The sequence below is a fragment of the Paraburkholderia sp. GV068 genome, assembly GCF_003058125.1.
GTDB lineage: Bacteria > Pseudomonadota > Gammaproteobacteria > Burkholderiales > Burkholderiaceae > Paraburkholderia > Paraburkholderia graminis.
This window is the reverse complement of the sequence record NZ_QBUB01000006.1, coordinates 92380-118776: the sequence shown is the minus strand read 5'-3', so window position 1 is coordinate 118776 and position 26397 is coordinate 92380. Positions and strand designations below refer to the sequence as shown.

Genomic DNA, 26397 nt, shown 5'->3' with positions numbered 1-26397 from the left:
GGGCGCGTCGCGCCGTCACATCCTTCGTGGAAGTATTAGCCCGGTCCGTCGCTCGCGGCCGCGAGGAGCGGCACGACCAGATCGCTGATCGGTGTGGCGATACCGTGAGACCGGGCACGTCGCTGCACGACGCCGTTGCGGCTGTCCCATTCGAGCGGGCGGCCAGCCTCCCGGTCGGCGAGGATCGACGTGCCCAGGTCGGCCGGATAACCACGAAATGCATCGACGATTTCTTGCGGGACTTCGTCGCCGAGTGTCGCGCCTTCCGCACGGGCAACCGCGAGACATTCCTGCAAGTAGGCGAGAGCCAGGCCGGCGATATCGGCTCGTGAGTACATGCCGGCACGGCGGCCCGCCAGAACCATTAAACCTGCGACAGCATTTTGCAAAAGCTTGCGCCACGCGACGGATGTGAAATCGGCTGCTACGTCGACCGAACACCGTGTGCCACTCAATGCCGCAAGGACAAGGCTGGTTTCCGGCGTGTCCGGCAACGTAATGCGAGCTTTGCCGCGTAGCCAGACCGAGGCGTCCGGTTCGCGTTGAGCAGGAAACCAAACCACCGAGGGTAAGACCGGGCTGCCGGGCACATGCGGCGCGACAAGCGCTTTCTGTTCGACGCCGTTTTGCAGCACGCAGACCACGGTGTTCTTGTTGCACAACGCGGAGAGCCACGGCGCTGTTGCGTCGATTTGCGTTGACTTCACCGCGACGAAAACCAGGTCGAACGTGTTGTCGACTTCGGACGGATTGGTGCGCACAGGTCCCGGCACCGCGATGCGGCCGCCGTCGAAGCGCAGTTCCAGCTGTTCGTGCGCCGAGCGGCCGAAAATGGCCGGCGTGCGTCCGACTTCATGAAGCGCCGCCGCTACGGTCGTGCCGATTGCTCCCGGCCCAACCAGGGCGATCGTTGGATTTTCTGACATCGTCATCATCGTCCCGTTTCAATAGTCAGTGTAGTTAGTGCGGGTTGGCCCCATGCCGCGCCGCAGTTTGAGCAGTAGTTCGTTGAGCGACCACGCAGGTTTTAGCACATCGGCGAACGCGCTTCAGGCAGGCAAATCGCCGAGGCCGATTTCTCGATTTGCTGCGGGCCGTCGAGCGCGTCGTACATGTTTGCGGCCAGATGCGAAGTCTAAACTTTTGCCGCTTTGGTCGCTTGATCCAGGGCGGCGATGGCCGGTTTGCGCAGAGCTGAAGGCTCAAATATGCGGACGTAGATCGCGCACCGGGCTGACCGATTCGAGTAGTGACGCAACGTGAAGAATGGTTGACTCAGCCTGCCAACTCCCGACAATCTGCACGTTGATCGGCAGGCCCTCCTTGCTCGTGCCGAATCGCATCGAGATGCCAGGCAAGCCCGTGACGTTCAACGGCACAGTTGCGCCCTGAAGATAGGTGGCATCCACTGTGTGGCCGTTGATCGAGAACGTGTCCACGCCGTGCTTGTGAGCCGGGATCGGAAGCACATGCGTAATCAGCGCGTCGTAATTCCGGAAGTATTCGGCGTATCCGTCTCGCAGACGCTCGGCCGCCTGTTCAGCGTCGATGTAGTCCCTCATCGAAGTGTCGGGCAGCGCCAGCATCGTCTTGGCCATCTTGTAGAGTTCGTCCTCAGCGCGACCTGCTGTCACTTCCGCAAAGGCCGGCTTCATTTCCATGACGTGCAGGCGGTTGAATACGTCGAGAGCGAAGTCACGCTCGAGGGCAGGAATGCGTACAGGCTCCACCACTAGCCCCAAACTTTTGAGCGCTTCCGCCGCCGCCTGCACCGTTGCCGCGACTTGCGGATCGACGGGCCCGAAGCCCGGTTCAACCATCCAGCCCACTCGCAGCGGACGGTCTGGTGAGCGGCCCACGCCGGCATCGAACGGGACGGTACTGCTTGAAAAAGCGTCGTGCCCATCGGGACCGGACAACTGCGAGAACGCGAGCGCCAGGTCGCGGATGCTGCGAGCCATCGGACCCACGTGCCAGAAGCGGCGTGGGGCGCGCGGCCAGATCCCTGTCATGGGCACGCGTCCGTGAGTCGCCTTTAGCGACACGATGCCTGTCTGCGCAGCGGGTCCGCGCACAGAGATCGCCAGATCGGTGCCGAGCCCCAGCGGCGACATACCCGCTGCGATGGCCGCCGATTCGCCGCCGCTGGAGCCGCCCGGAGTGCGCTCCAGATCCCACGGATTATTCGATCGGCCACTGAGCAGATTGTCGCTTTCGATCCAGTACGAGAATTCGGGCAAGTTCGTTTTTGCGAGAAGGATGCCGCCTGCGTTTTTCAGCCGGGCCACGCTAGTTGCGTCGGCGTCAGGAACGCGTCCTTTAAAGATGGGCGAGCCACGTTGCGTCGCCACGCCCGCCGTGTCGATCGAATCTTTTGCGGTGAAGGGCACTCCGTGCAGCGGCCCCAACGCCTTGCCCGACAGCACTGCCGTTTCGGCAGCCCTGGCGGCTTCCAGCGCATCGTCCGCGACCGTCACGATTGCATTGACTTTCGGATCGACCGCGTCGATGCGATCAAGGTGTGCCTTCACGACCTCGACGGGCGAGACTTCGTGTGTGCGGATCAGTTCGGCCAGTCGGGTGGCATCGAGGTAAAGGAGTTCGGAGGTCATGGTTTTTCCTTGGCGGTTGTGGGACGGATTGAGTCGGAACGGATGAGGCTACCTAACAGTAGTTAGGCAACCATTATCAAAAAAATGCCGCTCTTGCGATGCGACGTGTGGGTTGTCTACCTAACGTTTGTTAGGGGCAACTTTAGGCGGTACAATGCGTCAGGTCAACAACTTTTTGAGGAGACTGTCGTGACCATTGCAGCCGTCACCGGCTCAGGGGACCGCATCCTTGCTGCTGCGACAAGAATGGCGCAGGCGCACGGCTATACCGGGCTCAATATTCGGGACCTGGCGCAGGATGTCGGCATTAAAGCTGCCAGCATTTACCATCACTTCGCGAGCAAGGCGGACCTCGCGGCGGCAGTCGCGCGACGCTACTACGAGGACGCGGCCGCTGCGCTGGAAGAACTCTCGGCGGCGTCAGGCGATCCGCTCGTCAGTTTGCGTCGATACCCGGAGACGTTTCGCCGGTCTTTGGAGTGCGACAACCGCATGTGCCTGAGCAGCTTCATGGCCGCGGAATACGACGATCTGCCTGAAGCGGTCAAAAAGGAAGTGCAGGCCTTCGCTGACGTCAACGTGGCCTGGCTCCGTCGGTCGCTGGAGGCGTCTGGCGTCGTCACCGGCGAGGGGAGCCGCGAACGCGCGTGCGCGATTTACGCCGCAGTCGCGGGCGCTCAGTTGATGGCGCGCGGGCGGGCGGACATTGCCTTGTTCGACACCTTGATCGGCACTTACAGGGCAGTCGGCTTGTTGCCAGGGTAAGAGGTCGGACCAACATCGGCCTAATCCGCGAGATCGTCGAAAGCGGACATGTTATTTTTGAGCGCGCGTTGCGCGTTCAAAAATTCTTCGCGGCTTTCGTCGATTCTTCTCCATGTCATTCGTCGGTATGTATGGTGGCGGCAATCCTGCCGCGGCTCGATCTCAAAGGAAAAATGATGACCAAGATGATCTTCGTTAACCTGCCGGTGACGGACCTGGAGCGGTCGAAAGCCTTCTACGCGGCAGTTGGCGCGGTCAATAATCCCGCATTCAGTGACGATACCGCAGCGTGCATGGTGCTCTCCGATACCATTTTCGCGATGCTTCTCACACACGACAAGTGGCGCCAGTTCACCAGCAAGCGGATCGTCGATGCGCACACCGACGCGCAGGTGCTGCTCTGTCTGTCTGCGGATGATCGCGAGCAGGTATCCAGCCTTGTCGAAAAGGCGAGTAAGGCGGGCGGCAAGGCAGACCCTACGCCTGTGCAGGATTTCGGCTTCATGTATGGTCGCAGTTTCGAGGACCCGGACGGTCATATCTGGGAAGTGATGTGGATGGATCCCGAGGCGGTTCCGCCACACGGCTGACGAGTACTTCGCCGGGCAGGAGCCTTCGCGACGAGTCGCGAAGGCCGCGACAGTCCGGCTTCGACAGGAACGGGCACAGACGTTCCGGCAAGCGGCATTTATCTCCCGGCATGCCGGACCGTCGCTGCCCAGAATGCGAATGCAGTCATGCTGACGACGAAACCTAGTGCGCAAACGCCTGGCCACCCTGCACGCGAATAAATCACCGTCGACGATATCGCGCCCAAGCCGCTTCCAGCGGAATAAAAAAGCATGTAGCAGCCGACCAGGCGGGCGTGCGCCTCGGGACGCGTGCTGAATATCATGCTCTGGTTGACGACGTGTATTGCTTGCCCGCCTATGTCAAGAAGTATGACGCCAACAATTAATAGGATCACTGACTTATCGATAAGCGAGATCGGTAGCCATGACGCGCAGAGAAGAACCAGCGCGACGCACGTTGTGGTCTGACCGTGGCCCCGGTCGGTCAAGCTGCCGGCACGTGCCGCCGCCATTGCGCCGAGTGCCCCGACCAGACCGAATGCACCTATGCCCATATGTGACATTGCATGAGGCGGCGCACTTAGCGGTAGAACAAGTGCACTCCAGAAAATGCTGAATGCTGCGAACATGAGAAGACCAAGGAAACCTCGTACCTGCAGTACGCGCTCACGCAGCAGGAGTTCGATCATCGAACGCAGCAGGCCGGCGTAGCTCAATTGCACTCGGGACGGCCGCGGAGTCGGTAGAAAGAGAAGAAGCACAATCAGCATGCCGACAGCGAAAATTGCAGACACGAGGTAGACGGCTCGCCAGCCAGCCACATCTGCCACGACGCCGGCGAGCGATCGAGCCATCAGCAAGCCAACGACAACACCGCCCTGTGCCGTACCGACTACTCTGCCGCGCTCGCTTTCGTTGGCAAGCGCGGCTGCGCATGCGATCAGAACCTGCGTCATTGCCGTGCCGAGCAATCCGACGCCAATCATTCCAGCGAGCAAGGCATGCTGCGATCCTGATAGAGCCACGGCTACGCACGCGATGGCGAGCAAAACCAGCTGGCAGACGATAAGCCGCTTGCGGTTGATCAGGTCGCCGAGCGGCACGACAAACATCAGCGAAAGCGCGCAGCCCACCTGGGTCGCTGTTATCACGCCACCCACATCGGAATGAGAAATATGGAAGTCGTGGGAGATGGCGTCGAGCAACGGCTGGGCGTAGTAGACGTTGGCAACGCTCACCGCACAACACACCGACATCAGGGCGACGAGGCCCGTGGGCATTTCTTTGCGCTCTATCGAGTCAGTGGGCGGATCATGCTGCACTTCGGGGGTACAGGACGTGCTCATGGAAAAGTCGGTTTGTGTAGTTTCAAATTGCAACTACGAAGAGTGTAGGGACAGTTGTTTTAAAATGCAACTTACGATTGAGCTTACGTGCGACCGTCGGTAATGTCGGTCGGGCTCGGACGTTCGCATTGGGATCGAGGAGCGCCAGATGGCCAGACAGAGAAGTCTTGTTGATTTATCGTGCCCCGTTGGCCGGGCGATTGACATCGTGGGAGACAGGTGGGCACTGCTGATAGTTAGAGACGCCTTCGACGGCGTTAGCCGGTTCGGTGAGTTCGTTTCCAGCCTGGGCATCGCCCGCAATATTCTGGCCGACCGCCTCAAGATGCTCGTTGAAAGCGGGGTGTTCGAGGTCGTGCCGGCGTCGGATGGTTCCGGACACCAGGAATACGTCCTGACAAAGAAGGGCGAAGCGCTTTTCCCTGTCATTGTGATGTTGCGTCAATGGGGCGAGGCCAATCTGTTTGCTCCGGGGGAGAAGCACTCTGTACTGGTGGACCGCAAGACGGGACGCGTAATCAAGAAGCAGACATTGAGGCACGACGATGGCCGCTTGCTTAATGCAGCGACCAGCGCGGTCCGAAAGGTGGCGCAGCCGTAACGTTTCTAGCCGTTATTCTCGAAGCGCGAATTTAGCCGCGCCGTCCCAATGTACGCGAAACGCGTATCGCTCGATTCATAAACGACTGGCCGATTACGGCGGCAACGGCACGTCTTCGATCAGCTCGGCTTTTTACAGCGTGCATCCTGCAATCGACGAAACAGCCGCCGCCTTTCGCGCAGTGCAGAGAGCAGTCTGCATAACCTGTTCCCATTCTGCGAAGCGATTGTGCGAAGAGTAGCGCAGTGCGAATAAGCGCATCTACGGACGACTAAATACGATTATTTCGTACGACGATATTATCGACGATTCAGCGATTCGCGACATTACTACTCGACTTTAGGCCGCGCCGACTGCACTGATTATATGAACGCATAACTTGAATATCGCCAGGCACTCTGTTGCTGCGCGAGGGCAGGGTGCGCGAATCCGGCTCGGGCGAAGTAACGCAACCTACCGTCCGGGCCGGCGGCTGAATCAACGAAAAGCGTACCGTGAGCGGCTTCGCAAAACGGATGTGTTCAGGATGTATTCATCCAGGCGGGCTGGAGGTAGTCGATGAGAGTTCGATACAGCGAATGTCCAGCGAACCATTCCGAGCTGTTCTTCTCGGTCGTGATCGCCAACTACAACTACGGTCGCTTTCTCCGGCAAGCGGTGGAAAGCGCGCTGACGCAGGATTGGCCGCACGTCGAAGTCATCGTCGTCGACGACGGCTCGACCGATAACTCCGCGGAAGTCATTGGCTCGTTTGGCGAAGTGATTACGGCCATCTTCAAGGAGAACGGTGGTCAGCGTGAAGCGAACAACGTGGGTTTCGCGAAGAGTTCGGGCGACGTGGTGATCTTCCTCGATGCGGACGACGTTCTGGTGCCCGGCGCACTGCGCTCGATCGCCTCGGTGTGGCGCACCGGCCTCACCAAAGTGCAGGTATTGATGGAGCGAGTCGACGCACACGGGCGTCCCATACACAATGACAACGCCATTCCGAAGATTCGAAACGTGATTCCAAAGGTCCCGCCGGGACTCTCGCCGGAGGCGATCCGTCAGTGGGCATACAGGACGTCGGAGTATCCCACGCCGCCCGGTTCGGGAAATGCGTGGGCGCGCAGCTTCCTCAGAAAGATCTTTCCACTGGACGCGAGTTGCGATTCGTTCACGGATTCGACATGCATCGCGATGGCTCCCTATATGGGCGACGTCGAGACGATTCCCGCGCCTTTGGTGCTCTATCGCATGCATGGCGAGAACGATAGCGCGATGAGCGCGAACACGAATAACTTCGGCCGCGAGATTGCGCGCGCGCTCAAGCGACACCATGCCGCGTGCAAAGCCTGCGCCATGACCGGCAGGCCGCCACCGCCGATTAGCACGCTGTTCTGCGCACCGCATTTGCTTCAATTGCGAGTTGCTTCTTTGCGGCTGACACCGGAAAAACATCCGCTGCCCGGCGACAGCCGATTGCGCGCCCTGCGCGACGCATTGTCCATTCCCTTTCGCCCGAACTTCGAGCGAGCCGCGTTTCGTTGCCTGATTGCGGGATGGAGCATCGTCACGTTGCTCGCCCCCATGAACATTGCAAGATCGCTCATCCGGCGCCGATTCGTTTGAACGTATCCGGTCGGTCAGATCGCCTTGAGCTCTTGCCGGGAAGTCACCATGAAAGAAATGAACGTTGTGATCTGCAACTACAACTATGAAGAGTATCTGGCACAGGCAATAGATTCCGCGCTCGCGCAGGACTACATGAATACACACGTCATCGTCATCGACGACGGATCGACGGATGGATCGCGCGCCATCATGCAAGCCTACGCCACGCGCATAACGACTATTTTCAAGGACAACGGCGGGCAGGTCTCTGCCTACAACCTGGCGCTTCAGCGGCTCAAGACGGGCTATGTTCTGTTTCTCGATTCGGACGACGTACTCTATCCCGGCGCAGTGACCGAAGTGATGCAGAGCTTCGAGAGAGAAAACGTGGCAAAGGTGCAGTTCCGGCTGGATGTGATCGACTGCACCAGCAAATGTACGGGAGTTTATGTACCTCACTCGTTAGCCGACGGCGACTGTTTGAAACCTCTGCTCGACGGATGGCTGTACCCGTCACCGCCTGCGTCCGGCAACGCGTATAGCGTCAGTGCGTTGCGAAAAATCTTCCCCGTACCAGAGACGGCCAAGAGCCGGTATGGCGCGGATTTCTACGCGATTTACGGGGCGGCTCTGGTTGGAACAGTATTGAGCATTCCAAAGTCGCTCGGCGGTTACCGCGTGTATTGCGGAGCGCGAGGCGCTACGTTTGCTAATTCGGAGCAGACCGACAGGGCGCCTAAAGCATTCACGTCGCGGTGGGCGACTCTGCGCGAAATAGCATCGCGCCGCCTGGGCATGCAGTTGCCACGGGACTTTCACGATTTCGCGCTTGAAAGGGCGTATTTCTGCGCGAGCGTCTACAACGCGCCGCTGACGGCCCGCTGGCGCTGGATGTTAAAACATTCGCATGCTTATCTCCATGCGATCGTGGCAAATCCATTCTGGAGCCTGAAGAAAAAGCTCGGGACGCTCGCGCTTTCCAGTCTTTGTCTCGTTCCATATTCACCTATTGCTGATTACGCAGTCCGTTATATTTGCAACCCGTTAGCTCGCAATCACACCGCTAAAAAAGGAGTTCGCGTTGTTAGCGAAGCACGAGCGACGCACTTATAGGAGCGAGGTGCGTCACAGAACCCGGCCGTGCTTTATACCGTGAACACCTCAAGGCTTTGAGGATCGCTATGAAAGACGAATTACTGACGAAAGACGTGGCGCGCAGCTTTCATGACGCGGAGCTACTGTCCGTGACACATGATCGCGCCAGGTCCGAATTACGCACGACGTTCGCGCTGAGGGGCGACAACGTGCGAGCAATAACCTGCGAAGGAATACATGCGCTGAGGGCGGCAGACATCATTCGTCACAACGTGGTGTCGAGGGTATTGCTATCTTCGTGGCATCGATTCGCGGAGGGTGAACTGGCAGCGAAAGTCAACTGGGCGAATTCACTCGATGGCACCGAGGTCCGGCTTGGTTCGCCTTCCATGACGAGGTATGAGACGAGCATCGCCAGTGGGGATTGGAATCTGCTGGTGATCGAGCCGTCATATGGCGCGGAGATCGTCGTGATCTGCGACCGGGTAGCTTTAACCGCTTGCGTTGACGATGAGTCATGGTTGATGAGTCATGGCTGACGGCGCGCGTTTTTTAGATCGTTAGTGTTGAACCGGCGTGCGGAAGACCCATGCCGGGCGAGCGAGCAGACAAGCTCGGCGCGGTCGAAAGTAGTCCCTCTCTTTTAAGGCGGAAGGCACCGATGAATGCGACGAACCTCCTTCTCGAACGCGTCATCAACCAACGATTTGTATCGGCTGGCATCCAGCAACTTTTTGCGGGGATGAATCCACTACACGACCTGGATGCACAGCGAATCTGGACCGGCGATGGCCTCGTCTCTTTCGATGCGTTCGACACTTTAATAACAAGGCCCTTGCGGCGACCCTCCGATCTGTTCCTCGTGGCGGGATATCGGCTGCAACGCGAATTTGGTTCTGTCGTCGAGCCGGGCGAATGGATGGCGATCAGGCAATCGGCGGAGTGGAGGGCACGCAAGGCCCGTGTCGAGCGTGAAGTGACGCTCGACAACATTTATGCGGAGATCGCAGAGTCGGTGGATTTGCCACGCGAATTCCTGTGTGCGGCGCAGGCCATCGAAGTCGCGCTCGAAAAGCGCTTGTTACGTCCCATAACCGGCATGGTCGAGATATTCAATCGCTTGTCGGCATTGGGAAGAACGGCAATTATTTCGGATATCTACTTTTCACGATCGGATCTGGAAAGCATGCTCAGCGGTTGCGGCGTGCGCGTGCAGCCGGGGCAGTTGTTCATTTCATGCGAGAACCGTCGTACCAAGAGGAGTGGGACTCTCTTTTCGGATGCGAAAGGCAGTGGAGTCAAACACCTGCACGTCGGAGACAACGTATTCTCCGATGTATTCCAGGTATGGCGCGTAGGCGGTCGTGCCGCGCCGTTCTTCAAGACTGCGCCCGGGCGGCTCGAACGCGAACTGGACAAGGCGGCGATCGAGCCGCCGCTGCTTGGGTCTGCTCTGTCGGGAAGCGCGCGCACGGCGCGGTTGCGCGTCAAGCCCATCAGCGACCACGACGAGACGCTCGCAGAGGTATCGGCTGGCTTCGTGGGTCCGTTGCTGCTCGCGTTTGTCGTGTGGATTCTCATAGAGGCGAGACGCAGGAAAGTCGATCGATTGTTTTTCCTCGCGCGTGACGGCCAGATACTTTTATCGATTGCGAAAAAGATAGTAAGCGCATACGGCTTGCCGATCGATCTGCGATATCTGCACGTGTCGCGGCAATCGCTTCACTTGCCTGCTGTTCTGGACATATCGGAAGGCGACCTGAGCCATTTCGGTTTCAAGGCAGGCAATTCGCTCGCGGACGTATTCAGAAAATTCGATCTGGATATCAATCACACGGCCATCGCCGGTTTGCAGGAACGTCTTGGTATTCGCTCCCCGCATGCCGCGATGAGTCGCGCTGAAGTAGAGCAGTTGATCCGGTACATCCAGACCGACGATCAGGTTCGCGATCTGATCAACGCGTCCGCTTCTTCTGCGCGACGGCTACTGCTCGACTATCTGGAGCAGCACGCATTCTTCGCGGACGGTAACGTCGGTGTCGTCGATATTGGATGGCGCGCAAATTTGCAGCGCTCGCTGGCAAAGGTTGCGTGCAGCCGGGAAGCAGGCTTCGACCGACGCCTCTCGGGCTTTTACTTTGGCCTCTATCATCGCCCGGAAAACTGCGGCAGCCTCGATGACTATCTCAGCGAGTCCGTGGGAGAGCCTATCAGACCGCTGATTCGCGCGCCCATTTTCGAAGCCTTGTGCGCGGCGGATCATGGCACGACGACCGGATACACGCGGGCGGACGACGGCTCTGTCTTTCCAAAGCTTCTCACTCGCGACAATCCGCAGGCGCTGGAATGGGGTTTGAAAATCCAACAGGATGTCATCAACGCTTATGTCGATGATGTGCTGGCCGTCCTGACGGCGGCTGAAATCGACATACTGGATTGTATGGACGGCTTGGCGCGCGGGGCGGCCGTCGTGACGAGCCAGGTGATAGGCTCGCCGTCACGTAAAGAGGCCATCGCGCTAGGCTCGTTTCCGCATGCGAGCGATCAGTTGCATAACGTGTTTGGGCAAGTCGCGCCTCCGTTGCCGCTCAGCGCGCGCAAGTGGATCTCGAGACTGGTAGCGCGTGATGGCGAGCCGATGATTTCCGAATGGCCTGAGGCAAGCGTGGTTCGCGCAGCGCCGCCGCTTACGGCTGGGATGATGCTGGGCGGTCTCAGCGTGGCGAGATGGTTACGCAGGCGTCTGTAGCCCGCCGGCTTCTGAAGAGGAGAAAACGACTAACAATATTCGATGCTTTGCTATGGCGGCGCAGTGCTAAACACGTCGTTATGTTTTCAAAGTACACAACATCGCATGGGAGGGTGACGCAATACGGACGGAATTCGTCGTTATAACGGCATGCCGGTGCACATTGCATACGCAGCGCATATCGTTAGAAGGATTGATTCGTTGGAGAACAGCAAAGTTTTTACTTAGGCTGCGGGATGTATCTCCACACATCCTTCCCGATGACTCATGACGTCTCCCGCCGCATGGCCGACCTGACTTCCATCCGCAACAGCTATGTCGCCGCGCAACCGTCCCGCGTAGGCGTTTCTCAAGCGACGCTGTACATCTGGCTCTCGTGGATAATTCCCGCGGTCGTCGTGCTGCTGTGGGAAACCGCGGCGCGCGTCGGATTCATTGCGCCGCAAGTGCTGCCTGCTCCGAGCAGCGTGCTTGAAACCGCCGTCAACCTGGCCCGTAACGGCGATCTTTTCGTTCATCTCGGTGTGTCGCTGCTGCGCGCCGCGGGCGGGTTCGTAATCGGCGGAACGCTCGGTCTCGCGCTTGGTGTCATCGTCGGCTTTTCGCCGCTTGCACAGGCGCTTCTCGACCGCTCCGTTCAGATGGTGCGTGCGGTTCCGTTCCTCGCCATGCTGCCGCTCGTGATCGTCTGGTTCGGCGTCGGCGAAGTCGCGAAGATTTTCCTGGTTGCGCTGGCGGTACTCTTTCCGATCTATATCAACACGATGCTCGGCATTCGCCAGATCGATCCGAAGCTCATGGAGCTTGGCCGCGTGGTCGGACTCGAGCGGGCCGCGATCGTGCGGCGAATCATTCTTCCGGGCGCGATGCCGTCCATTCTCACGGGCGTGCGCTACGCGCTCGCGCATGCGTGGCTCGCGCTGGTCATCGCCGAAACGCTCGCAACGACGAAGGGCATTGGCTTCCTCGCGATGGATGCCCGCGAATTCCTCAATACGAACGTCATCATCCTCACGATGATCATTTACGCGATCATTGGCGTCGTCGCGGACGCGCTGGTGCGTCTGCTCGAAGGCCGCTTCCTCTCGTGGCACGCGAACTACACGAAAGGAGCGCGCAAGTGAATCAGCCTACCGCTCCATCTCGCGATCGCGCTGCGGCAGCGCCTTCACACGAACGCGAACGCATCGGTACTCAAGCATTGGCCGTTTCAGTGCGTGGACTAAAGCGACGCTATGGCAGCCGCGTCGTGATCGACTCGCTCGACCTCGACATCCAGAAGGGCGAATTCGTCGCGCTGCTGGGTGAAAGCGGTTGCGGCAAGACGACGCTGCTGCGCGCGTTGGCCGGACTCGATCAGCCGGACGCGGGGACGATTCGCGCGCCGGAACGTCCGTCCGTCGTGTTCCAGGAACCTCGCCTTTTGCCGTGGGCGCCGCTGTGGGAGAACGTCGCGCTCGGTCACGAAAGGACGATTGGCCGCGACGGCGCGGCGCGCGCTCTCGCCGAAGTCGGACTCGCCGGCCGTGAGGACGACTGGCCGCGCAACCTCTCGGGCGGCCAGGCTCAGCGCGTGGCGCTGGCACGCGCGCTTGTTCCCGATCCGGCGCTGCTGCTGCTCGATGAACCGTTCGCAGCGCTCGACGCGCTGACCCGCATCAAGATGCACGGACTCGTCAAAGAGCTTGTCGCGCTCCACCAGCCAGGCGTGCTGATCGTCACTCACGATGTCGACGAAGCGCTGACGCTTGCAGACAGGATCATCGTCATGCGCGCAGGCCGCATCGCGGCCTCGTTCCGCCCCAAAGACCACGCCGGCACGCTGCGGTCCATTCTGCTCGAAGAGCTGGGCGTTCAGTCTCATTGACCCGTTTCCCGTCAAACCGAAGGATCTCAAAGGATGAATGATTCATTGCTGAGCCGCCGCCAGTTGCTGCGCGCGGCGGGCGGCCTGCTGGCCGGCGCTGCCGTGGGCGGCCTCGTTCCGGCGCAGGCAGCCGAACCGCGCAAGCTCACACGTAATACGGACACCGTACGAATCGGCTGGGGCTACGGCAGCCTGCCCGACATCGCCAAACAGCGCGGCGTGTTCGAAAAGACGCTCGCGGCCGAAGGCATCAAGGTCGAATGGATCGGGCCGTTCCCGAACCACGCGCCGTCGATTCAGGCCGTGGTCGGCGGCAGCGCGGACTTCGGTTTCTGGGGATCGACGACGCCCGCGCTCGCCGCAATGCTGGCCGGCTCGCCGATCGTCTTCAATGCGTTCGATATCTATTCGCCGCGCTCCACTTCCATCATCGCGAAGAAGTCGAGCGGCATCAACTCGATTGCGGATCTTGCGGGCCGCAAGGTCGCCGTCAACCGCTCCGGACTCGGCGAATTTCTGCTTATCGCCGCGCTGGAGAAACATCGCATCGACCGGGACAAGGTGCAGTTCGTCTATCTGAATCCGCCCGACGCCGCACCGGCTTTCGCGCAAGGCCGGGTCGACGCCTGGTCGATGTGGTCGCCGGGCGTGGACATCGCGCGTTTCTCGAACGACGCGAAGGACATATTTAACGAAGGCCGCGACCTGGATTTCCTGATCGACTATAGCTCGCTGGTCACGCGCCGCAAGTTCACCGAAGAGAACTCCGAGCTGATCCGCGCGGTCATCGATGCGTATTACGTTGAAGGCACATGGCAGTCGTCGCACTCCGTCGAAGCGGAGCAGCTCGTGCAGCGCGAGGGCAAGTATCCGGATCAGGTGCGCGACTATCTCGCCGGCCTCAAGCGCGTGAACCAGTTCCACGAGGCAGACGACGCCGCCTTCATCGCGCAGTTTCAGCGCGCCGCCGACTGGCTCGCGGAGCGCAAGATCATCAACTCGCGCATCAAGGTCGCGGACTACAGCATCAGAGTTTGAACACGGGCGAGCGCATGACTGACACCAGCAACATCAAGGAAGCGGGGTCCACGCAGTGGATTTCGCCGCTGAGCGTGAAGCTCGGCTTCGCGGAGATTATTGCCGACATCGCCGCGACAGCCGCGGCGCGCGAACGGGAACATCGTCTGCCGCACGACGAGATCGCGAGACTCAAAGCGATCGGCTTCGGCGCGTTGCGTCTGCCGTCCGATAGAGGAGGGCATGGCGTGTCGCTCAGCGAATTGTTGGTCGTAGCCCGCGACGTGGCCGCCGCAGATTCGAATATCGCGCATGCATTCCGCAATCATCTGTGGCAAGTGGAAACGGCGCTCAGGAAGCGCGATCATCCGTTCCATGCACACGTCCTCGCATTGAGCGCGCAGAAAAAAACCGTCGGCCTGAGCTTTACCGAAAGCGATGTGAAGGCGGCCGGCGCGCGTCCGACTCAAGTGTTGAGCCGGCTCGAATGGGACGCTTCGCGCGACCTGTACGTCGGCTCGGGAGAGAAGGTGTACGCGACGGGCAATCTGTACAACGACGCGTTCGTCGGCCTCGCGGTGGAGAGCCGCGCGGGGCGAACCGTGCAATATGTGCTTGAGCGAAGCGCAGGCGTCAACAACGACGACGACTGGCAAGGTTTCGGCCAGCGGCTGACCGGCTCGGGCACGGCCCGCTTTCGCGACGTCACCGTGCCGGCGGCGCATCTTTATCCGCTCGATCCGCCGGCGTCCGAACACGCCGCGCCGTGGGGATTCACGTTCCATCAGGTCTATCTGACCAATTGCATTGCGGGTATCGTGCGCCGCGTTGCGCTGGACGCCGTCGACGTGCTGCGCACGCGCGGCCGCAACTTCTATCACGGCGAAGCCGAGCATCCCGCCGACGAACCCGTGCTTCAGTCGCAACTCGGCCGAATCCGCGCGTATGCGGCGAGCGTCGAAGCCACCGCCGATCGCGCTGTGGCTGCCTTGCAGCGCGCCTGGGACGCTTACGGCACGGACGGCGAATACGAGGCCACGCTCGCTGCCACCTTTGCAGCGTCCGAGGCCAAGGTCGTGATCGACGACCTCGCGCCGCAGATCGCAAGCTGGCTGATCGATCTCGGCTCGGGCTCGGTCGTCTCGCGTGTCGGCGCGCTCGACCGGCACTGGCGCAATATCAAGGTCATCGCCTCGCACAATCCGCGGCTCTATAAGGAGCGTTTGCTTGGACAGAATTTGCTGACCGGTCAGTTGCCGCCTACCGGTGCGTTTTTCTAGGCGTGCATGAAAGCGCCCGCGCGCGTGCCACGATGTGACATGACGGGCGGGCGTTTGACTTTCGGCGGTGGCGTTGTGTTCAGTCCAGCAGGCGGCGAACGCGCGGCATGACTTCCTCGGCGAAGCGGGCCATGTCGGCTTCGAAAGGCTGGAACTGCAGCATGAACAGTTCGATGCCCGCGCGATGGAACTCCGCAATGCGCCGCGCGACCGTATCGTAATCGCCGACAAGGCCCGCAGCCGTGCCGCCGTTCGATCCGACGCGCGCCGAGCGCGCGAACGTCTGATGCATCACCGCGTTGGGATCGATGTTGGCTTTTTGCCGTTCCCGTAGCGGCTTGTCGAGTTCGGCCAGCGCGAACAGGTGCTCGAGATGAGCGTCGGCCTCGGACTGCGTCTCGCGTGCAATCACGAACGCCGACAGGCCGAAGCGCAACGCATCGTGGCCGGCCGGACGGGGGCGGGCGGAGACATCGGCGATAAGAGCCGCCACGTCGTCATGCGGCTGTCCGTTGATGAACCACACATCGCCGTGCGCGGCCACCAGCGAACGCGCAGGCTCCGACTCTCCGCCGACATAGATGCGCGGCCGCGCGCGGAACGGATCGGCCGGACGCAACTGATAGTCGTCGATACGGAAGTTGTCGCCGCGATGCGTGAGCGCTTCACCGCGCAGCAACGCATCGACGACGGTGATCCATTCGCGGCCGTACGCGTAGCGTTCGTCATGTTCCGCAAAGCCGATGCCGGCGCGTTCGAGTTCGGGGCGATTCCATGCGTTCACGAGATTGATTGCGAAGCGTCCGCCGCTGATGTGCTCGATTTGCTGCGCCATCTTCGCGAGCACGGCCGGATGGTACAGATACGGCTTGATCGCGGCGATGATCTCGATGCGCGACGTCAGCGCCGCCAATGCAGCCGATGCTGTCCACGCCTCGAGCTGGTCGAGCGAAGGATCGTGCGGATTGATGGTGTGCTGCGCGACGAGCACCGAATCGTAGCCGAGACGCTCGGCTTCCAGCACGAGAGCCTTGTTGCGCGCCCATGAAGCGTCGTAGGGTTCCGCGGGGTCCTGCAGCGCCGCACGGCTGCCATGTACGAGCGCCCAGACGCCGAAGCGGAGAGGTTGGGACATTGCGCGAGTAACCCCGAGGACGGAACAGGAAGGATGCCTATGTTAAAGGCCGCACGCGTGCGCCGTTCCAATTTCTATCGATATGCAATTGCCGTATTGGCATTTGCAGCGCGTCAACGCACGTACCTCTAAGAAGCTTGCGACGAATCTCACATTCCCTTCTTCACATCCTTGCTCGACGGGTTTGTCAGCATCGCGCCCGCGATAAAGTCGAAGAGATAATCGGCGCGTGGCGCGAACGACGGCTGGTCGACGACCCAGCCGAGTGCCGACATCAGCGCGAACAGGTCGACACCGTTCATGTCGGCGCGCGCGGTTCCCTCGGCCTGAGCGCGGAGCAATAGTCGCTCGCCCGCCGAGTGCACCGCTGCGCAGGAAGCGTAAAGCGCGGACTCAGGGTCCGCGTGGGCGCTCGCCATCAACGCGACAACGCCGTTATAGCTATGGACGAATGCGACGCCTTCGCGAAACCAGGACACGAGCGCTTCGTCAGGTGGACTCGACGCTTCCAGTTCCGCCGCCTTTTGCGTCAGCGCGTCCAGATGCTCGCGCAGCAACGCCTCGAACAACGCTTCTCGCGTCGGGAAATGGCGCAGCACGGTTGCCAGTCCGACGTCGGCGCGGCGCGCGATATCTCGCATGGACGCATCGGCGCCATGTTCGCTGATGACGTCGCGCGCGACTTCAAGTAGATGGCTGTAGTTCTTTCTGGCGTCGGCTCGCATGATTTTCTTGACAAGTGGATCAGTGATCCATATATTTGACTCAGGATGTGGATCAGTGATCCATAAGATACAGCGCTTTTGTTCAAATGGGAATAGCGGCGCTGCCCGACACCACGAAAGGAGAAGTCATGGGAAAGCTAGACGGTAAGGTTGCAGTCATCACGGGCGGTTCGAGCGGCATGGCGCTGGCGAGCGCGAAGCGGTTCGTTGAAGAAGGCGCGTATGTGTTCATCACGGGCCGCAGGCAGGAGGCGCTCGACGAGGCCGTCAAGCAGATTGGCCGCAACGTGACCGGCGTGCGCGGCGACGCGGCCAATCTCGACGACCTCGACCGCCTGTTCGATACAGTCAAGCGGGAGAAGGGCAAGATCGACATCCTGTACGCAAGCGCCGGCACGGGCGAAGCGCTGCCGCTGGGTCAGATTACCGAGCAGCACTTCGATGCGGCCTTCGACCTGAATGCGCGCGGCACGCTGTTCACGGTTCAAAAGGCGTTGCCGCTCTTCAACGACGGCGGATCGATCTTCATGACCGGATCGATTGCGTCGATCAAAGGCTTCCCTGGTTTCAGCGTGTATGCGGCGAGCAAGGCGGCGCTGCTCGCGTTCGCACGCGGCTGGCTCAACGAACTGAAGGGCAGGAATATCCGCGTGAACGTGCTGAGCCCGGGGCAGATCGCCACGCCGATTCAGGAACAAGTCTTCGACGAAGAGACGAAGCGGCAGTTCGAATCGCTGGTGCCGCGCGGAAAGATGGGTCGTCCCGAGGAAATCGCGACGGTTGCGCTGTTTCTCGCTTCAGACGATTCGAGCTTCGTGAATGGTGTGGAGTTGTATGTCGACGGCGGCACGTCGGCTATCTGAGATCGCGCCGATAAGCGTGTAGAAGTGGCTATCGACTTGATGAAGGTGGTCCAAGTACTTCCATAAATCCGGATTCCTTATCATATTGAATGGAGTATTCGCATGAGCTATTCGATTATTGGCTTTGGCGCGGTAGGCCAGGCGCTCGCCCGAGCGTTTGCAAGAAAGAACATCGAAGTGACCGTCGCCGGCCGGCGCCCGCCCGAGAGCCTGACGCAGCAGGCAAGAGCGATCGGCCCCACCGTTGTCCCGAAGACGCTGCAAGACGCCATCGCGTCCGACATCATCTTCCTGGCCATTCCGTTCTGGGAACATCGGGAAGTCGCGAAGCTGATCCCGAACTGGCAGGCCAAGACGATCATCGACGCCACCAATGCTTTCGGTGTTCCCGTTGAGGAACTGGACGGTCAGCCGTCGTCCGCGGTTATCGCCAAAGCGTTCACCGGCGCCCGGTTCGTAAAGGGCTTTAACCATCTGCCCGCTGGAGTTCTTGCGTCTGATCCGAACGTGAACGGCGGCAGCCGCGTCGTGTTTCTGTCGAGCGATGACGAAAAGGCGGTGGCACCGGTCGCGGCTCTGGCCGAACAACTCGGCTTCGCGCCGATCGCGCTCGGACCGCTCAAGAATGGCGGCTCGCTCGTGCAGGCCAAGGGTAATACGTGGGCCGAACTGATCTTCAAGGATCTCGTCAAGTTCAAATAGCGGCGGGTCGCGGGAAAGTCGCAGCGGCCACGCGCATTGCATTGCTAAACGCGTGGCCGTGATCCGCACAGCTCCTATCTCAGCGCTTGCCCGACACCACAGCCGCTCCCACGTTTCCTACCGCGTTCGCTCAGCCAAGCGCCACAACAGCAATTTCGACCAGCAGCTCAGGCGCGGCAAGTTTGGCCTGCACCGTCGCGCGGGTCGGCGCGCAGCCTTGCGGAACCCACGCGTCCCAGACCTCGTTCATGCCGGCGAAGTCGCGCGAAATATCCGCGAGCCAGACTTGCGCGGAAACGAGCCGCGTCTTGTCGATGCCGGCCTTCTCCAGAAAGCCGTCGATTTTCTCCAGCACTTTGGCGGTCTGAATCTTCACGTCGGGCGCATGATCCGCGGAAGTCTGGCCGCCGATAAACACGAGGCCGGCAGCCTTCACGACGCGGCTCATACGTTGATTGGTTTCGATACGAACAATATCGGTCATGACAATTTCTCAGGTTGAGGTCGAACGAAGCCGCCGCGCATGCTCGCGAAGCGCGCACGACGGAACAAAAAACAAAACCGCTTAATGCGTCGCGAGTTGCGCGGCGCCGGCGTGAGAGGGCGCCGCGTTGCGCTCGAAACGATCGATCGCGAACGCGTCGAGCGAAAGGCTCGGTGTGCCGTCGAGCATCAGTTCGGACACCAGCTTGCCGCAACCCGGTCCCAACTGAAAACCACTGCCGCAATAGCCGAACGAGTAATACAGATTCGACGCCTCGCGGCTCGCGGAAATCACCGGTAGTTCGTCTTCGGTGAACGCTTCGACGCCGGCCCATGCGCGGTTCACGCCCAGATCACGCAGATGCGGAAAGAGGTCGGTCACGGTCCGGGCACTGCGCACGAGCCGCACGAAATCGACCTCGCCGTGACGATTCGCCAGATCGGCAATGCCGATCAGTTTTCCGCCGATCACGACCGTCCCGTTGTCGAACTGCTTGAACGACAGCGGCCTGCCGGTTGCGCCGAGCGTTGCGCGGCAAAAGGGCGCGACGCGATGCGTGACCATCAGCATCAGACCTTCGGGATGAACGGGGACTGGCTCGCCGACCTGCCTGGCCAGTTCGCCGGACCACGCGCCTGCGGTGACGAGCAGTTTCTCCGCGCTGAACGTGCCGCGCGGCGTGTGCGCGAGCCAGCGCGTGCCGCGTTGTTCGATGCGGCGCACGGCGGTGCCTTCGAGAAAACGCGCGCCAAGGCGCTGTGCGGCGAGCCGGAAAGCCGTCGTGGTCCGATACGGCAACGCGTAGCCGTCGCGCTCCACCCAGATACCGCCGGTCACATGCCGCGCAAGCGCCGGTTCGAGTTCGAGCACGGTCTCGCGGTCAATGACCTTTTCATGCGTGAAGCCCCGCGATTCGAGTAGCGCGACTCGCTCGCGGCATACCTGAAGTTCGTCGTCGGTTTCGGCGATCTTCAACTGGCCGGATGCAACGAAGCCGCCGTCTTCGCCGAGCAGATCGGTCATGCCGTGCCAGATTTCACGCGACATCAGCGCAAGCGGAATCTCCGGCAGCGGACGGCCTAACGTCCGCACGCCGCCCGCGTTGACCCCCGACGAATGACGCGCGACGTAATCGGCTTCCAGCACGATCACCTTCGCGCCGCGACGCGCCAGGTGAAACGCGCTGCTCGTGCCGTGCAGCCCGCCGCCCACCACAAGCACATCGGCTTCCTGCGTGACGGTCGTGTCATTCACCGGCGAGTTCTCCGAGCGTGAGCGGCTTGATCGGCGGACGGATGCGGTAATAGCCGACTTCGGCGGGCGAGACGCGGCGCGCATCGGCGATTACTTCGGTCACCGTAAGACCGCACATGCGTCCCTGGCACGGTCCCATGCCGCAGCGTCCGAACGACTTCGCCTGATTCGGTCCGACGCAGCCGAGTTCGACGAACTGGCGCAATTCCCCCGCAGTCACTTCTTCGCACCGGCACACGACGGTCTCGTCGCGCGGAATGCGGTTGATGTCGCGCGGACGGTACAGGCTGTCGAGAAACGGCCGAATGCGCATCACACCGGCGAGCGCGCGGCGATGTTCGACGGCTTCGGCGTCGCGTGTCGCCGCGGTCAGCGCGCCGAGTTGCGCGGCCACCGCGAGGCCCGCGAGCGTGCCCTGCAATGCGGCCGCCTGCGCGCCGCCGATGCCCGCGCCATCGCCCGCGATGAAGATGCCCGGCACGTCCAGCTCGCCCCATGCGTCGACCTTCGGCGTGAAGCACAGTTGAGCGTTGTCCCAGCGATGCGCCGCGCGCAGCGCCTGCGTGAACTGCGTGTTCGGCACCACGCCCTGATGCAACAGGATCACATCGGCTTCGATACGATGCGCTTTACCGTGGCTCGTGAAGTGCAGCGCGGCGGCGCGCTCGACCTGATCGCTGCCGATGCGCCCCTCGACGCGCAGATCGTCGGCGGCCTCGAAGATCGGCACGCTCGCGTCGCGCAACGTGCGAATCAATTGCAGGCCCTTGCTGAGAAACGGCCATGCGCGCAGCGCGGCGAACATGTGACGTTTCGCGCGCCAACGGTCTTCATGACGCGTGGTATCGACGAGCGCGCGGATCGGCACGCCCGCACGCACATACTGCCAGCCGAGCAGATACAGCAGCGGTCCGCAGCCGGCCAACACCGGCGGCGCGGCAGGCACTTCGCCCGCGCTCTTCAACAGAATCTGCGCCGCGCCCGCCGTCAGCACGCCGGGCAGCGTCCAGCCGGGAATCGGGAAGGGCCGTTCCAATGCGCCGCTCGCGAGAATCACGCGCTGCGCGTCGAAGCTGCCGATCTTGCCGTCCTTCAGATAATTGACGCCGCGCTCGCGCGTGACCTGCCACACGGTCGCATTGGTCAGATGACGCGCGCCGGAGGCGGCGAAGGCCTCGGCAAGCGCCGCGCCCGCTGCGTAGTCGGGGCCGAGAATCTCCTTGCGGCGCGCATCGGCGCGGCCGATCGCGCGATAAATCTGGCCGCCTACGGCGTCCTGCTCGTCGATCAACACAGTCTTGAGCCCGGCGCGCGCCGCGCGCGTGGCCGCGCTCATGCCGGCAGGACCGGCGCCGACCACGACGACGTCGACGGCTTCGGAAGCGAACTCGGAAGCGAACTCGGAAGCGAAATCAGCGGCCATGTGCGTTCTCCATCGGTGCGTCGGCGAAGCTCACGGGCGGCAGATCGCGCGCGCCTTCCTGCGAGCGGATACGCATGCCCGCCTTGACTTCGACCATGCAGGCCTGGCGGCTCGGCACGCCGTCGATCTCGACGAGGCAATCGAAGCACGCGCCCATCATGCAGAACGGCGCGCGCGGTGCGCCCGAAACCGGCGTCGCGCGAAAACGCGATACGCCCGCCGCGAGCAGGGCCGCGGCCACTGAACGACCACCGGGCACGGTAAGCGGCTGATCGTTGAACCAGATGGCGACGTTGGTGACGGCCGCGCCTTCAGCGCCGGGCAGCACCTTGAAGAGCGTGTGAGGCGGTGTGTGAGTCGATTGAGTAGTCATGTCGGATTCAGTGTGCGGAAATCAGTTCTCTCGCGTGCTCGAAGCGTTGCGCGGAGAAGGTGGGCAACTCGTCGGGCATGGCCGCGCCCATGATCCACGGCGCGACGCGCAACGCATGCGCGGCCGCGAGCGTCACGCCGCTATGGCACGTAACGACGAACGCGCCCGGATGCGCTTCGGACTGGTCGTAGATCGGAAAGCCGTCAGGGCTATAGACGCGCAGCGCCGCCCACATGCGCACGAGCCGCACGTGTTGCAGCATCGGAAAAGCGCGCACGCCGCGCCGGGCGATGTCGGCCAGCACATGCGTCGTGGTGAAATCGTCGAAGCCGACTTCTTCCATCGAATCGCCGAACTGCACGCTGCCTTCGTCGGTCTGGCGCACGTTGAGCGTCGGATAGTGGAGAAACGGCGCGACGCGCTCGCTCACCAGCACTTGCCCGCGATTCGGCGCAACCGGTGCATGAAGTCCCACGAACGGCGCGAGCGTGCGATTGCCGAGTCCTGCGGCGAGCACGACCTTAGCAGCGCGATACGTGCCGCGTTTTCCATGCACGACAAAGCCGTGTCCTTGAGCTTCGATGCGCGCCGCGCGCTCGCCCGAGACGAGCTTCACGCCGCGCGCCTGCATCGCCGTGTGCAGCGCGCGCAGCAGCTTGAGCGGGTTCACGTGGCCGTCCATCGGCGTGTAGCTTGCGCCGATCACCGCGGGCCCGACTTGCGGAATGCGCGCGCGGACTTCGGCGGCATCGAGCATCTGATATGGGTAATCGCCTAGCTCGGCTCGCAGCGTCGACAGACGTTTTTCGCGCTCGGCGAGTTCGTCGTCGTTAAAGCAGAAGTGAAAGCCGCCTGGCTGCTTCAACGCGACGTCGATGCCGCTCTCCTGTTGCAGCGCTTGCGCGAGTTGCGGCCAGCGCGTCGCTGAACTGCGCGACCAGCGTGCGTAGGGCGACAGGCCGTAACCCTTGCCCTGAATCCAGACGAGGCCGAAATTGCCGCGCGACGCGCGAAAGCCGCCGTCGTCCTCGTCGAGCACGGTGACGCGCGCGCCTTCGCGGGCGAGCCCGTAAGCGACGGCCGAACCGACGAGGCCGCCGCCTACGACTACCACGTCCGCGAGCTTATCGGCACTCGCGGCGGTGCTTGTCAATGTCATCGAGCTTCTCCGATCAGAATGCGGTCGAGTCCGACCATGCGGTCGAGCAGGACCATCAGCAGGACCGTGCCGACAATCAGCACCGCCGACACCGAAGCGACGAGCGGATCGATCGTCTGCGCGATCTGGTTGTACATGGCGACGGGCAGCGTGGTCGTGCCGGGCGTCGCGACGAAGATGGTCATCGTCAGTTCGTCGAAGCTTTGGATGAACGACAGCACCCAGCCGCCCGCGACGCCCGTGCGGATCATCGGCAGCACGACGCGGCGAAATGCGGTGAAGCGGCTCGCGCCACACGACAGCGCGGCGCGTTGCGCATCGCGATCGAGCCCGACCGCCGACGACAGCGCGAGACGCAGCGCATACGGCAGCACGATGACCACGTGCGCACAAACGAGAGACCAGAACGAGCCCGACAGATGCAGCAGCGACAGAAAACGCAGGAACGCGATGCCGAGCACGACGGCCGGAATCATCATCGGCGAGAGGAAGAAGCTGGTCAGCGCGGCGCGGCCCGTAAAGCGATAACGCGCGATGGCGAGCGCCGCGGGCACCGCGAGCAGCACGCCGATGGTCGCCGCGGCAAACGCGAGCCGCACCGACAGCCAGAACGCCGAGACGATGTCGCCGTTCTCGATGATCGCGCGGAACCAGCGCAGCGACGCGCCATCGAAGGGCATCGAAATAAAGCCCTTGTCGGTGAACGCGACGAGCATCACGACGACGAGCGGCGCGAGAATGAAGGTGAGGAAGAACGCGTTGTAGACGAGCCCGAGAATGCCGTTCTGTTTCATGATCGCTCTCCTTCGCTCAGTCGAAGATATGCCGGAAGCGGCGCTCGGCGAGGCGGCTGCAGCCCATCACGATCGCCACGTTGGCAATCAGCAGCAACACGGCGATACTCGCGCCGAGCGGCCAGTTCAGCGTGCCGAGGAACTCGTCGTAGGCGGCGGTCGCGACCACTTTGAGGCGCCGCCCGCCGATCAGCGCGGGCGTGGCGAACGCCGACGCCGACAGCGCGAACACGATGATCGAACCCGACAGCACGCCCGGCATGATCTGCGGCAGCACCACGCGGCGAAACACCGCGAACGGCGAGCCGCCGAGCGAACGTCCGGCCCATTCGATTTGCGGGTCGAGCTTTTGCATCGTCGCCCACACGGACATCACCATGAACGGCACCAGTACATGCGTGAGTGCGATGATCATGCCGGTCATCGTGAAGACGAGGCGGATAGGTTCGTCGGTGATATGCAGCGACTGCAACGCGTTGTTGAGCACACCGTTGTTGCCAAGCAGAATCTGCCAGCCGAGCGTGCGCACCACCACCGAAATAAGCAGAGGCCCGAGCACGACCAGCAGACACAGCGATTGCCACGGACGCTTCATCCGCGCGAGCACGATGGTTTCCGGCACGCCGAGCACGATCGAAAGAAGCGTGACGGCGAAGGCGAGACCGGCGGTGCGCAGGAAGATCGTGCCGTAGTACGGATCGCTGACGACCTCCCAGTAATTCGTGAGCGTATAAGCGGACGTGACGCCGGCCGTGTCGCTGAACACGCGGAACGACAACATCAGCGTGAGCAGCAGCGGCACCAGTAAGAGACCGATGAAAAGCAGCAGCGCCGGCCCCGACAGCAGCCACGGCGCGGCGCCTGGGCGGTCGTCGTCAAGCGTGGCCATGAGCGCCCTCCGGCCGGTCTTGCGTCAGTACGCGCAGGTCGTCGTCGGTCCATGCGAGGCCGACTTCGTCGCCTTCCTCGGGCGGCGGCGCGCCGTGATTCGGTTGCGCGACGCGCAGCTTGCCGAGCTCCGTCTCGACTTCGAGCAGCCATTGATTGCCGACGAAAACACGCGTCGCGATACGGCCGCGCACGCGTGCATCGCCGTTGGCGAGATGGACTTTTTCGGGGCGGATATAGACATGCACGGCGCCGTCGACGTGCCGGCCTTCGTGCGGAACATGCAGCGTCGTGCCCGCGACATCCACTTCGGCGCAACGCGGATTGCGCCGCAACACTTCGCCGGCCAATGCGTTGGTGCGGCCGAGAAACGTCGATGTGAACGGCGTAGCGGGGCGCTCATACGCGTCGTACGGCGTGCTCAGTTGCGCGATCACACCGCGATGCATCATCGCGATGCGATCGCTCATCGTCATCGCCTCGACCTGATCGTGCGTGACGAGAATCGTCGTGATGCCGAGACGCTTCTGGATCGCGCGCAGTTCGATGTGCATCTCCTCGCGCAGCTTGGCGTCGAGGTTCGACATCGGCTCATCGAGCAGCAGCAGTTCGGGTTCCATCGCGATGGCGCGCGCAATCGCCACGCGCTGACGCTGGCCGCCCGACAGTTCCTTCGGATAGCGATGCCCAAGACCTTTCAGCCGCACGAGAGACAGCGCTTCGGCAACGCGCTCTTCGCGTTCCTTGCGCCTGACCTTGCGCATCTCGAGCCCGAAGCCGACGTTGCCCGCCACCGTCATATGCGGAAACAGCGCGTAGCTTTGAAACACTACGCCGATGCCGCGCTTCTCCGGGCGCTCGTTCGTGATGTCGCGGCCATCGAGCAGAATGCGGCCTGTGGTCGGCGAGACGAAACCGGCGACCATCTGCAGCGTCGTCGTCTTGCCGCAGCCGGACGGGCCGAGCAGCGCAAGCAGCTCGCCGCGTTCGACGTCCAGATCGATGTGCTCGATCGCCGTGAAATCGCCGTAGCGTTTCGAAATGCCTTGCAGAGTCAGAAAGGCCATGCGCCTCGCTCCTTCATCAGATCGCGCGCCGCG

General features: G+C 61.9%; 26 protein-coding genes. 13 read left to right on the top strand and 13 right to left on the bottom strand.

Annotated features, from left to right (window positions below; all coding sequences use genetic code 11):
• Window positions 1-35: 35 nt before the first annotated feature.
• Complete coding sequence (locus C8K18_RS14630; protein WP_107708133.1) at window positions 36-932, bottom strand: oxidoreductase; 897 nt, start codon at window positions 930-932, stop codon at window positions 36-38.
• A gap of 270 nt (window positions 933-1202) precedes the next feature.
• Entirely contained in the window at window positions 1203-2612 is a 1410-nt protein-coding gene (locus tag C8K18_RS14625; RefSeq protein WP_107707897.1) for an amidase, read from the bottom strand.
• 189 nt (window positions 2613-2801) lie between these two features.
• On the opposite strand from C8K18_RS14625, the gene C8K18_RS14620 reads away from it, so the two are divergent.
• Together C8K18_RS14620 and C8K18_RS14615 are read left to right on the top strand one after the other, a co-directional pair.
• Window positions 2802-3377 (top strand): TetR/AcrR family transcriptional regulator, encoded by a 576-nt coding sequence (locus tag C8K18_RS14620; protein WP_006050387.1) that lies wholly within the window; start codon window positions 2802-2804, stop codon window positions 3375-3377.
• 176 nt (window positions 3378-3553) lie between these two features.
• A complete protein-coding gene (locus C8K18_RS14615) occupies window positions 3554-3967 on the top strand; it encodes a VOC family protein (RefSeq protein WP_006050386.1) in 414 nt (137 codons plus the stop codon).
• Window positions 3968-4065: 98 nt separating this feature from the next.
• Here the strand turns inward: C8K18_RS14615 and C8K18_RS14610 are convergent, their stop codons facing one another.
• The gene (locus tag C8K18_RS14610) at window positions 4066-5295 is read right to left on the bottom strand and encodes an MFS transporter (protein WP_107707896.1); all 1230 of its coding nucleotides are present in this window, start codon (window positions 5293-5295) and stop codon (window positions 4066-4068) included.
• A gap of 148 nt (window positions 5296-5443) precedes the next feature.
• On the opposite strand from C8K18_RS14610, the gene C8K18_RS14605 reads away from it, so the two are divergent.
• The 9 genes from C8K18_RS14605 (at window position 5444) to C8K18_RS14565 (ending at window position 15497) form a co-directional block, all read left to right on the top strand.
• Window positions 5444-5896, top strand: a complete 453-nt coding sequence (locus tag C8K18_RS14605; RefSeq protein ID WP_029968936.1) for a helix-turn-helix domain-containing protein — start codon at window positions 5444-5446, stop codon at window positions 5894-5896.
• Window positions 5897-6454: 558 nt separating this feature from the next.
• Window positions 6455-7507, top strand: coding sequence for a glycosyltransferase family 2 protein (locus C8K18_RS14600; RefSeq protein ID WP_107707895.1), 1053 nt, complete (start codon window positions 6455-6457; stop codon window positions 7505-7507).
• Between the two features lie 48 nt (window positions 7508-7555).
• Entirely contained in the window at window positions 7556-8602 is a 1047-nt protein-coding gene (locus tag C8K18_RS14595) for a glycosyltransferase family A protein (RefSeq protein WP_006050382.1), read from the top strand.
• A 68-nt stretch (window positions 8603-8670) separates the two neighbouring features.
• The gene (locus C8K18_RS14590; RefSeq protein WP_006050381.1) at window positions 8671-9123 is read left to right on the top strand and encodes a hypothetical protein; all 453 of its coding nucleotides are present in this window, start codon (window positions 8671-8673) and stop codon (window positions 9121-9123) included.
• A gap of 122 nt (window positions 9124-9245) precedes the next feature.
• Complete coding sequence (locus C8K18_RS14585; RefSeq protein WP_107707894.1) at window positions 9246-11333, top strand: haloacid dehalogenase; 2088 nt, start codon at window positions 9246-9248, stop codon at window positions 11331-11333.
• Window positions 11334-11617: 284 nt separating this feature from the next.
• Window positions 11618-12457 (top strand): ABC transporter permease subunit, encoded by an 840-nt coding sequence (locus C8K18_RS14580; protein WP_044021365.1) that lies wholly within the window; start codon window positions 11618-11620, stop codon window positions 12455-12457.
• Window positions 12458-12519: 62 nt separating this feature from the next.
• The gene (locus tag C8K18_RS14575; protein ID WP_051153974.1) at window positions 12520-13200 is read left to right on the top strand and encodes an ABC transporter ATP-binding protein; all 681 of its coding nucleotides are present in this window, start codon (window positions 12520-12522) and stop codon (window positions 13198-13200) included.
• Window positions 13201-13233: 33 nt separating this feature from the next.
• Window positions 13234-14238, top strand: coding sequence for an NrtA/SsuA/CpmA family ABC transporter substrate-binding protein (locus C8K18_RS14570; protein WP_107707892.1), 1005 nt, complete (start codon window positions 13234-13236; stop codon window positions 14236-14238).
• A 14-nt stretch (window positions 14239-14252) separates the two neighbouring features.
• On the top strand, window positions 14253-15497 hold the full coding sequence (locus C8K18_RS14565) for an acyl-CoA dehydrogenase family protein (protein WP_107708130.1): 1245 nt from the start codon (window positions 14253-14255) through the stop codon (window positions 15495-15497).
• A gap of 79 nt (window positions 15498-15576) precedes the next feature.
• Here C8K18_RS14565 and C8K18_RS14560 read toward each other — a convergent pair whose 3' ends face one another.
• Both C8K18_RS14560 and C8K18_RS14555 read right to left on the bottom strand, forming a co-directional pair.
• A complete protein-coding gene (locus C8K18_RS14560) occupies window positions 15577-16632 on the bottom strand; it encodes an LLM class flavin-dependent oxidoreductase (protein ID WP_006050375.1) in 1056 nt (351 codons plus the stop codon).
• 149 nt (window positions 16633-16781) lie between these two features.
• Window positions 16782-17357: a TetR/AcrR family transcriptional regulator gene (locus C8K18_RS14555; protein WP_029968954.1), complete on the bottom strand. Its 576-nt coding sequence runs from the start codon at window positions 17355-17357 to the stop codon at window positions 16782-16784.
• A gap of 128 nt (window positions 17358-17485) precedes the next feature.
• On the opposite strand from C8K18_RS14555, the gene C8K18_RS14550 reads away from it, so the two are divergent.
• Window positions 17486-18220, top strand: a complete 735-nt coding sequence (locus C8K18_RS14550) for an SDR family NAD(P)-dependent oxidoreductase (RefSeq protein WP_006050373.1) — start codon at window positions 17486-17488, stop codon at window positions 18218-18220.
• 102 nt (window positions 18221-18322) lie between these two features.
• Complete coding sequence (locus C8K18_RS14545; protein ID WP_107707891.1) at window positions 18323-18922, top strand: NADPH-dependent F420 reductase; 600 nt, start codon at window positions 18323-18325, stop codon at window positions 18920-18922.
• Window positions 18923-19052: 130 nt separating this feature from the next.
• Here the strand turns inward: C8K18_RS14545 and C8K18_RS14540 are convergent, their stop codons facing one another.
• From C8K18_RS14540 to C8K18_RS14505, 8 genes are all read right to left on the bottom strand, one after another.
• Window positions 19053-19406 carry a RidA family protein gene (locus C8K18_RS14540; protein ID WP_006050371.1) on the bottom strand — a complete coding sequence of 118 codons (354 nt, stop codon included), beginning with the start codon at window positions 19404-19406 and terminating at the stop codon, window positions 19053-19055.
• 81 nt (window positions 19407-19487) lie between these two features.
• Window positions 19488-20660, bottom strand: a complete 1173-nt coding sequence (locus C8K18_RS14535; protein ID WP_107707890.1) for an FAD-binding oxidoreductase — start codon at window positions 20658-20660, stop codon at window positions 19488-19490.
• Window positions 20653-22083, bottom strand: coding sequence for an NAD(P)/FAD-dependent oxidoreductase (locus C8K18_RS14530; protein WP_107707889.1), 1431 nt, complete (start codon window positions 22081-22083; stop codon window positions 20653-20655). The genes C8K18_RS14535 and C8K18_RS14530 overlap by 8 nt, the downstream gene beginning before the upstream one ends.
• Window positions 22073-22456 (bottom strand): (2Fe-2S)-binding protein, encoded by a 384-nt coding sequence (locus C8K18_RS14525; protein ID WP_107707888.1) that lies wholly within the window; start codon window positions 22454-22456, stop codon window positions 22073-22075. The genes C8K18_RS14530 and C8K18_RS14525 overlap by 11 nt, the downstream gene beginning before the upstream one ends.
• A 7-nt stretch (window positions 22457-22463) precedes the next feature.
• Complete coding sequence (locus C8K18_RS14520; RefSeq protein ID WP_006050367.1) at window positions 22464-23615, bottom strand: FAD-binding oxidoreductase; 1152 nt, start codon at window positions 23613-23615, stop codon at window positions 22464-22466.
• Window positions 23612-24409, bottom strand: coding sequence for an ABC transporter permease (locus tag C8K18_RS14515; protein WP_107707887.1), 798 nt, complete (start codon window positions 24407-24409; stop codon window positions 23612-23614). Before C8K18_RS14515 ends, C8K18_RS14520 begins: the two co-directional genes overlap by 4 nt.
• Window positions 24410-24425: 16 nt before the next feature.
• Window positions 24426-25298: an ABC transporter permease gene (locus C8K18_RS14510; RefSeq protein WP_107707886.1), complete on the bottom strand. Its 873-nt coding sequence runs from the start codon at window positions 25296-25298 to the stop codon at window positions 24426-24428.
• Entirely contained in the window at window positions 25285-26364 is a 1080-nt protein-coding gene (locus C8K18_RS14505) for an ABC transporter ATP-binding protein (protein WP_006050364.1), read from the bottom strand. The genes C8K18_RS14510 and C8K18_RS14505 overlap by 14 nt, the downstream gene beginning before the upstream one ends.
• Between the last annotated feature and the right edge of the window lie 33 nt (window positions 26365-26397).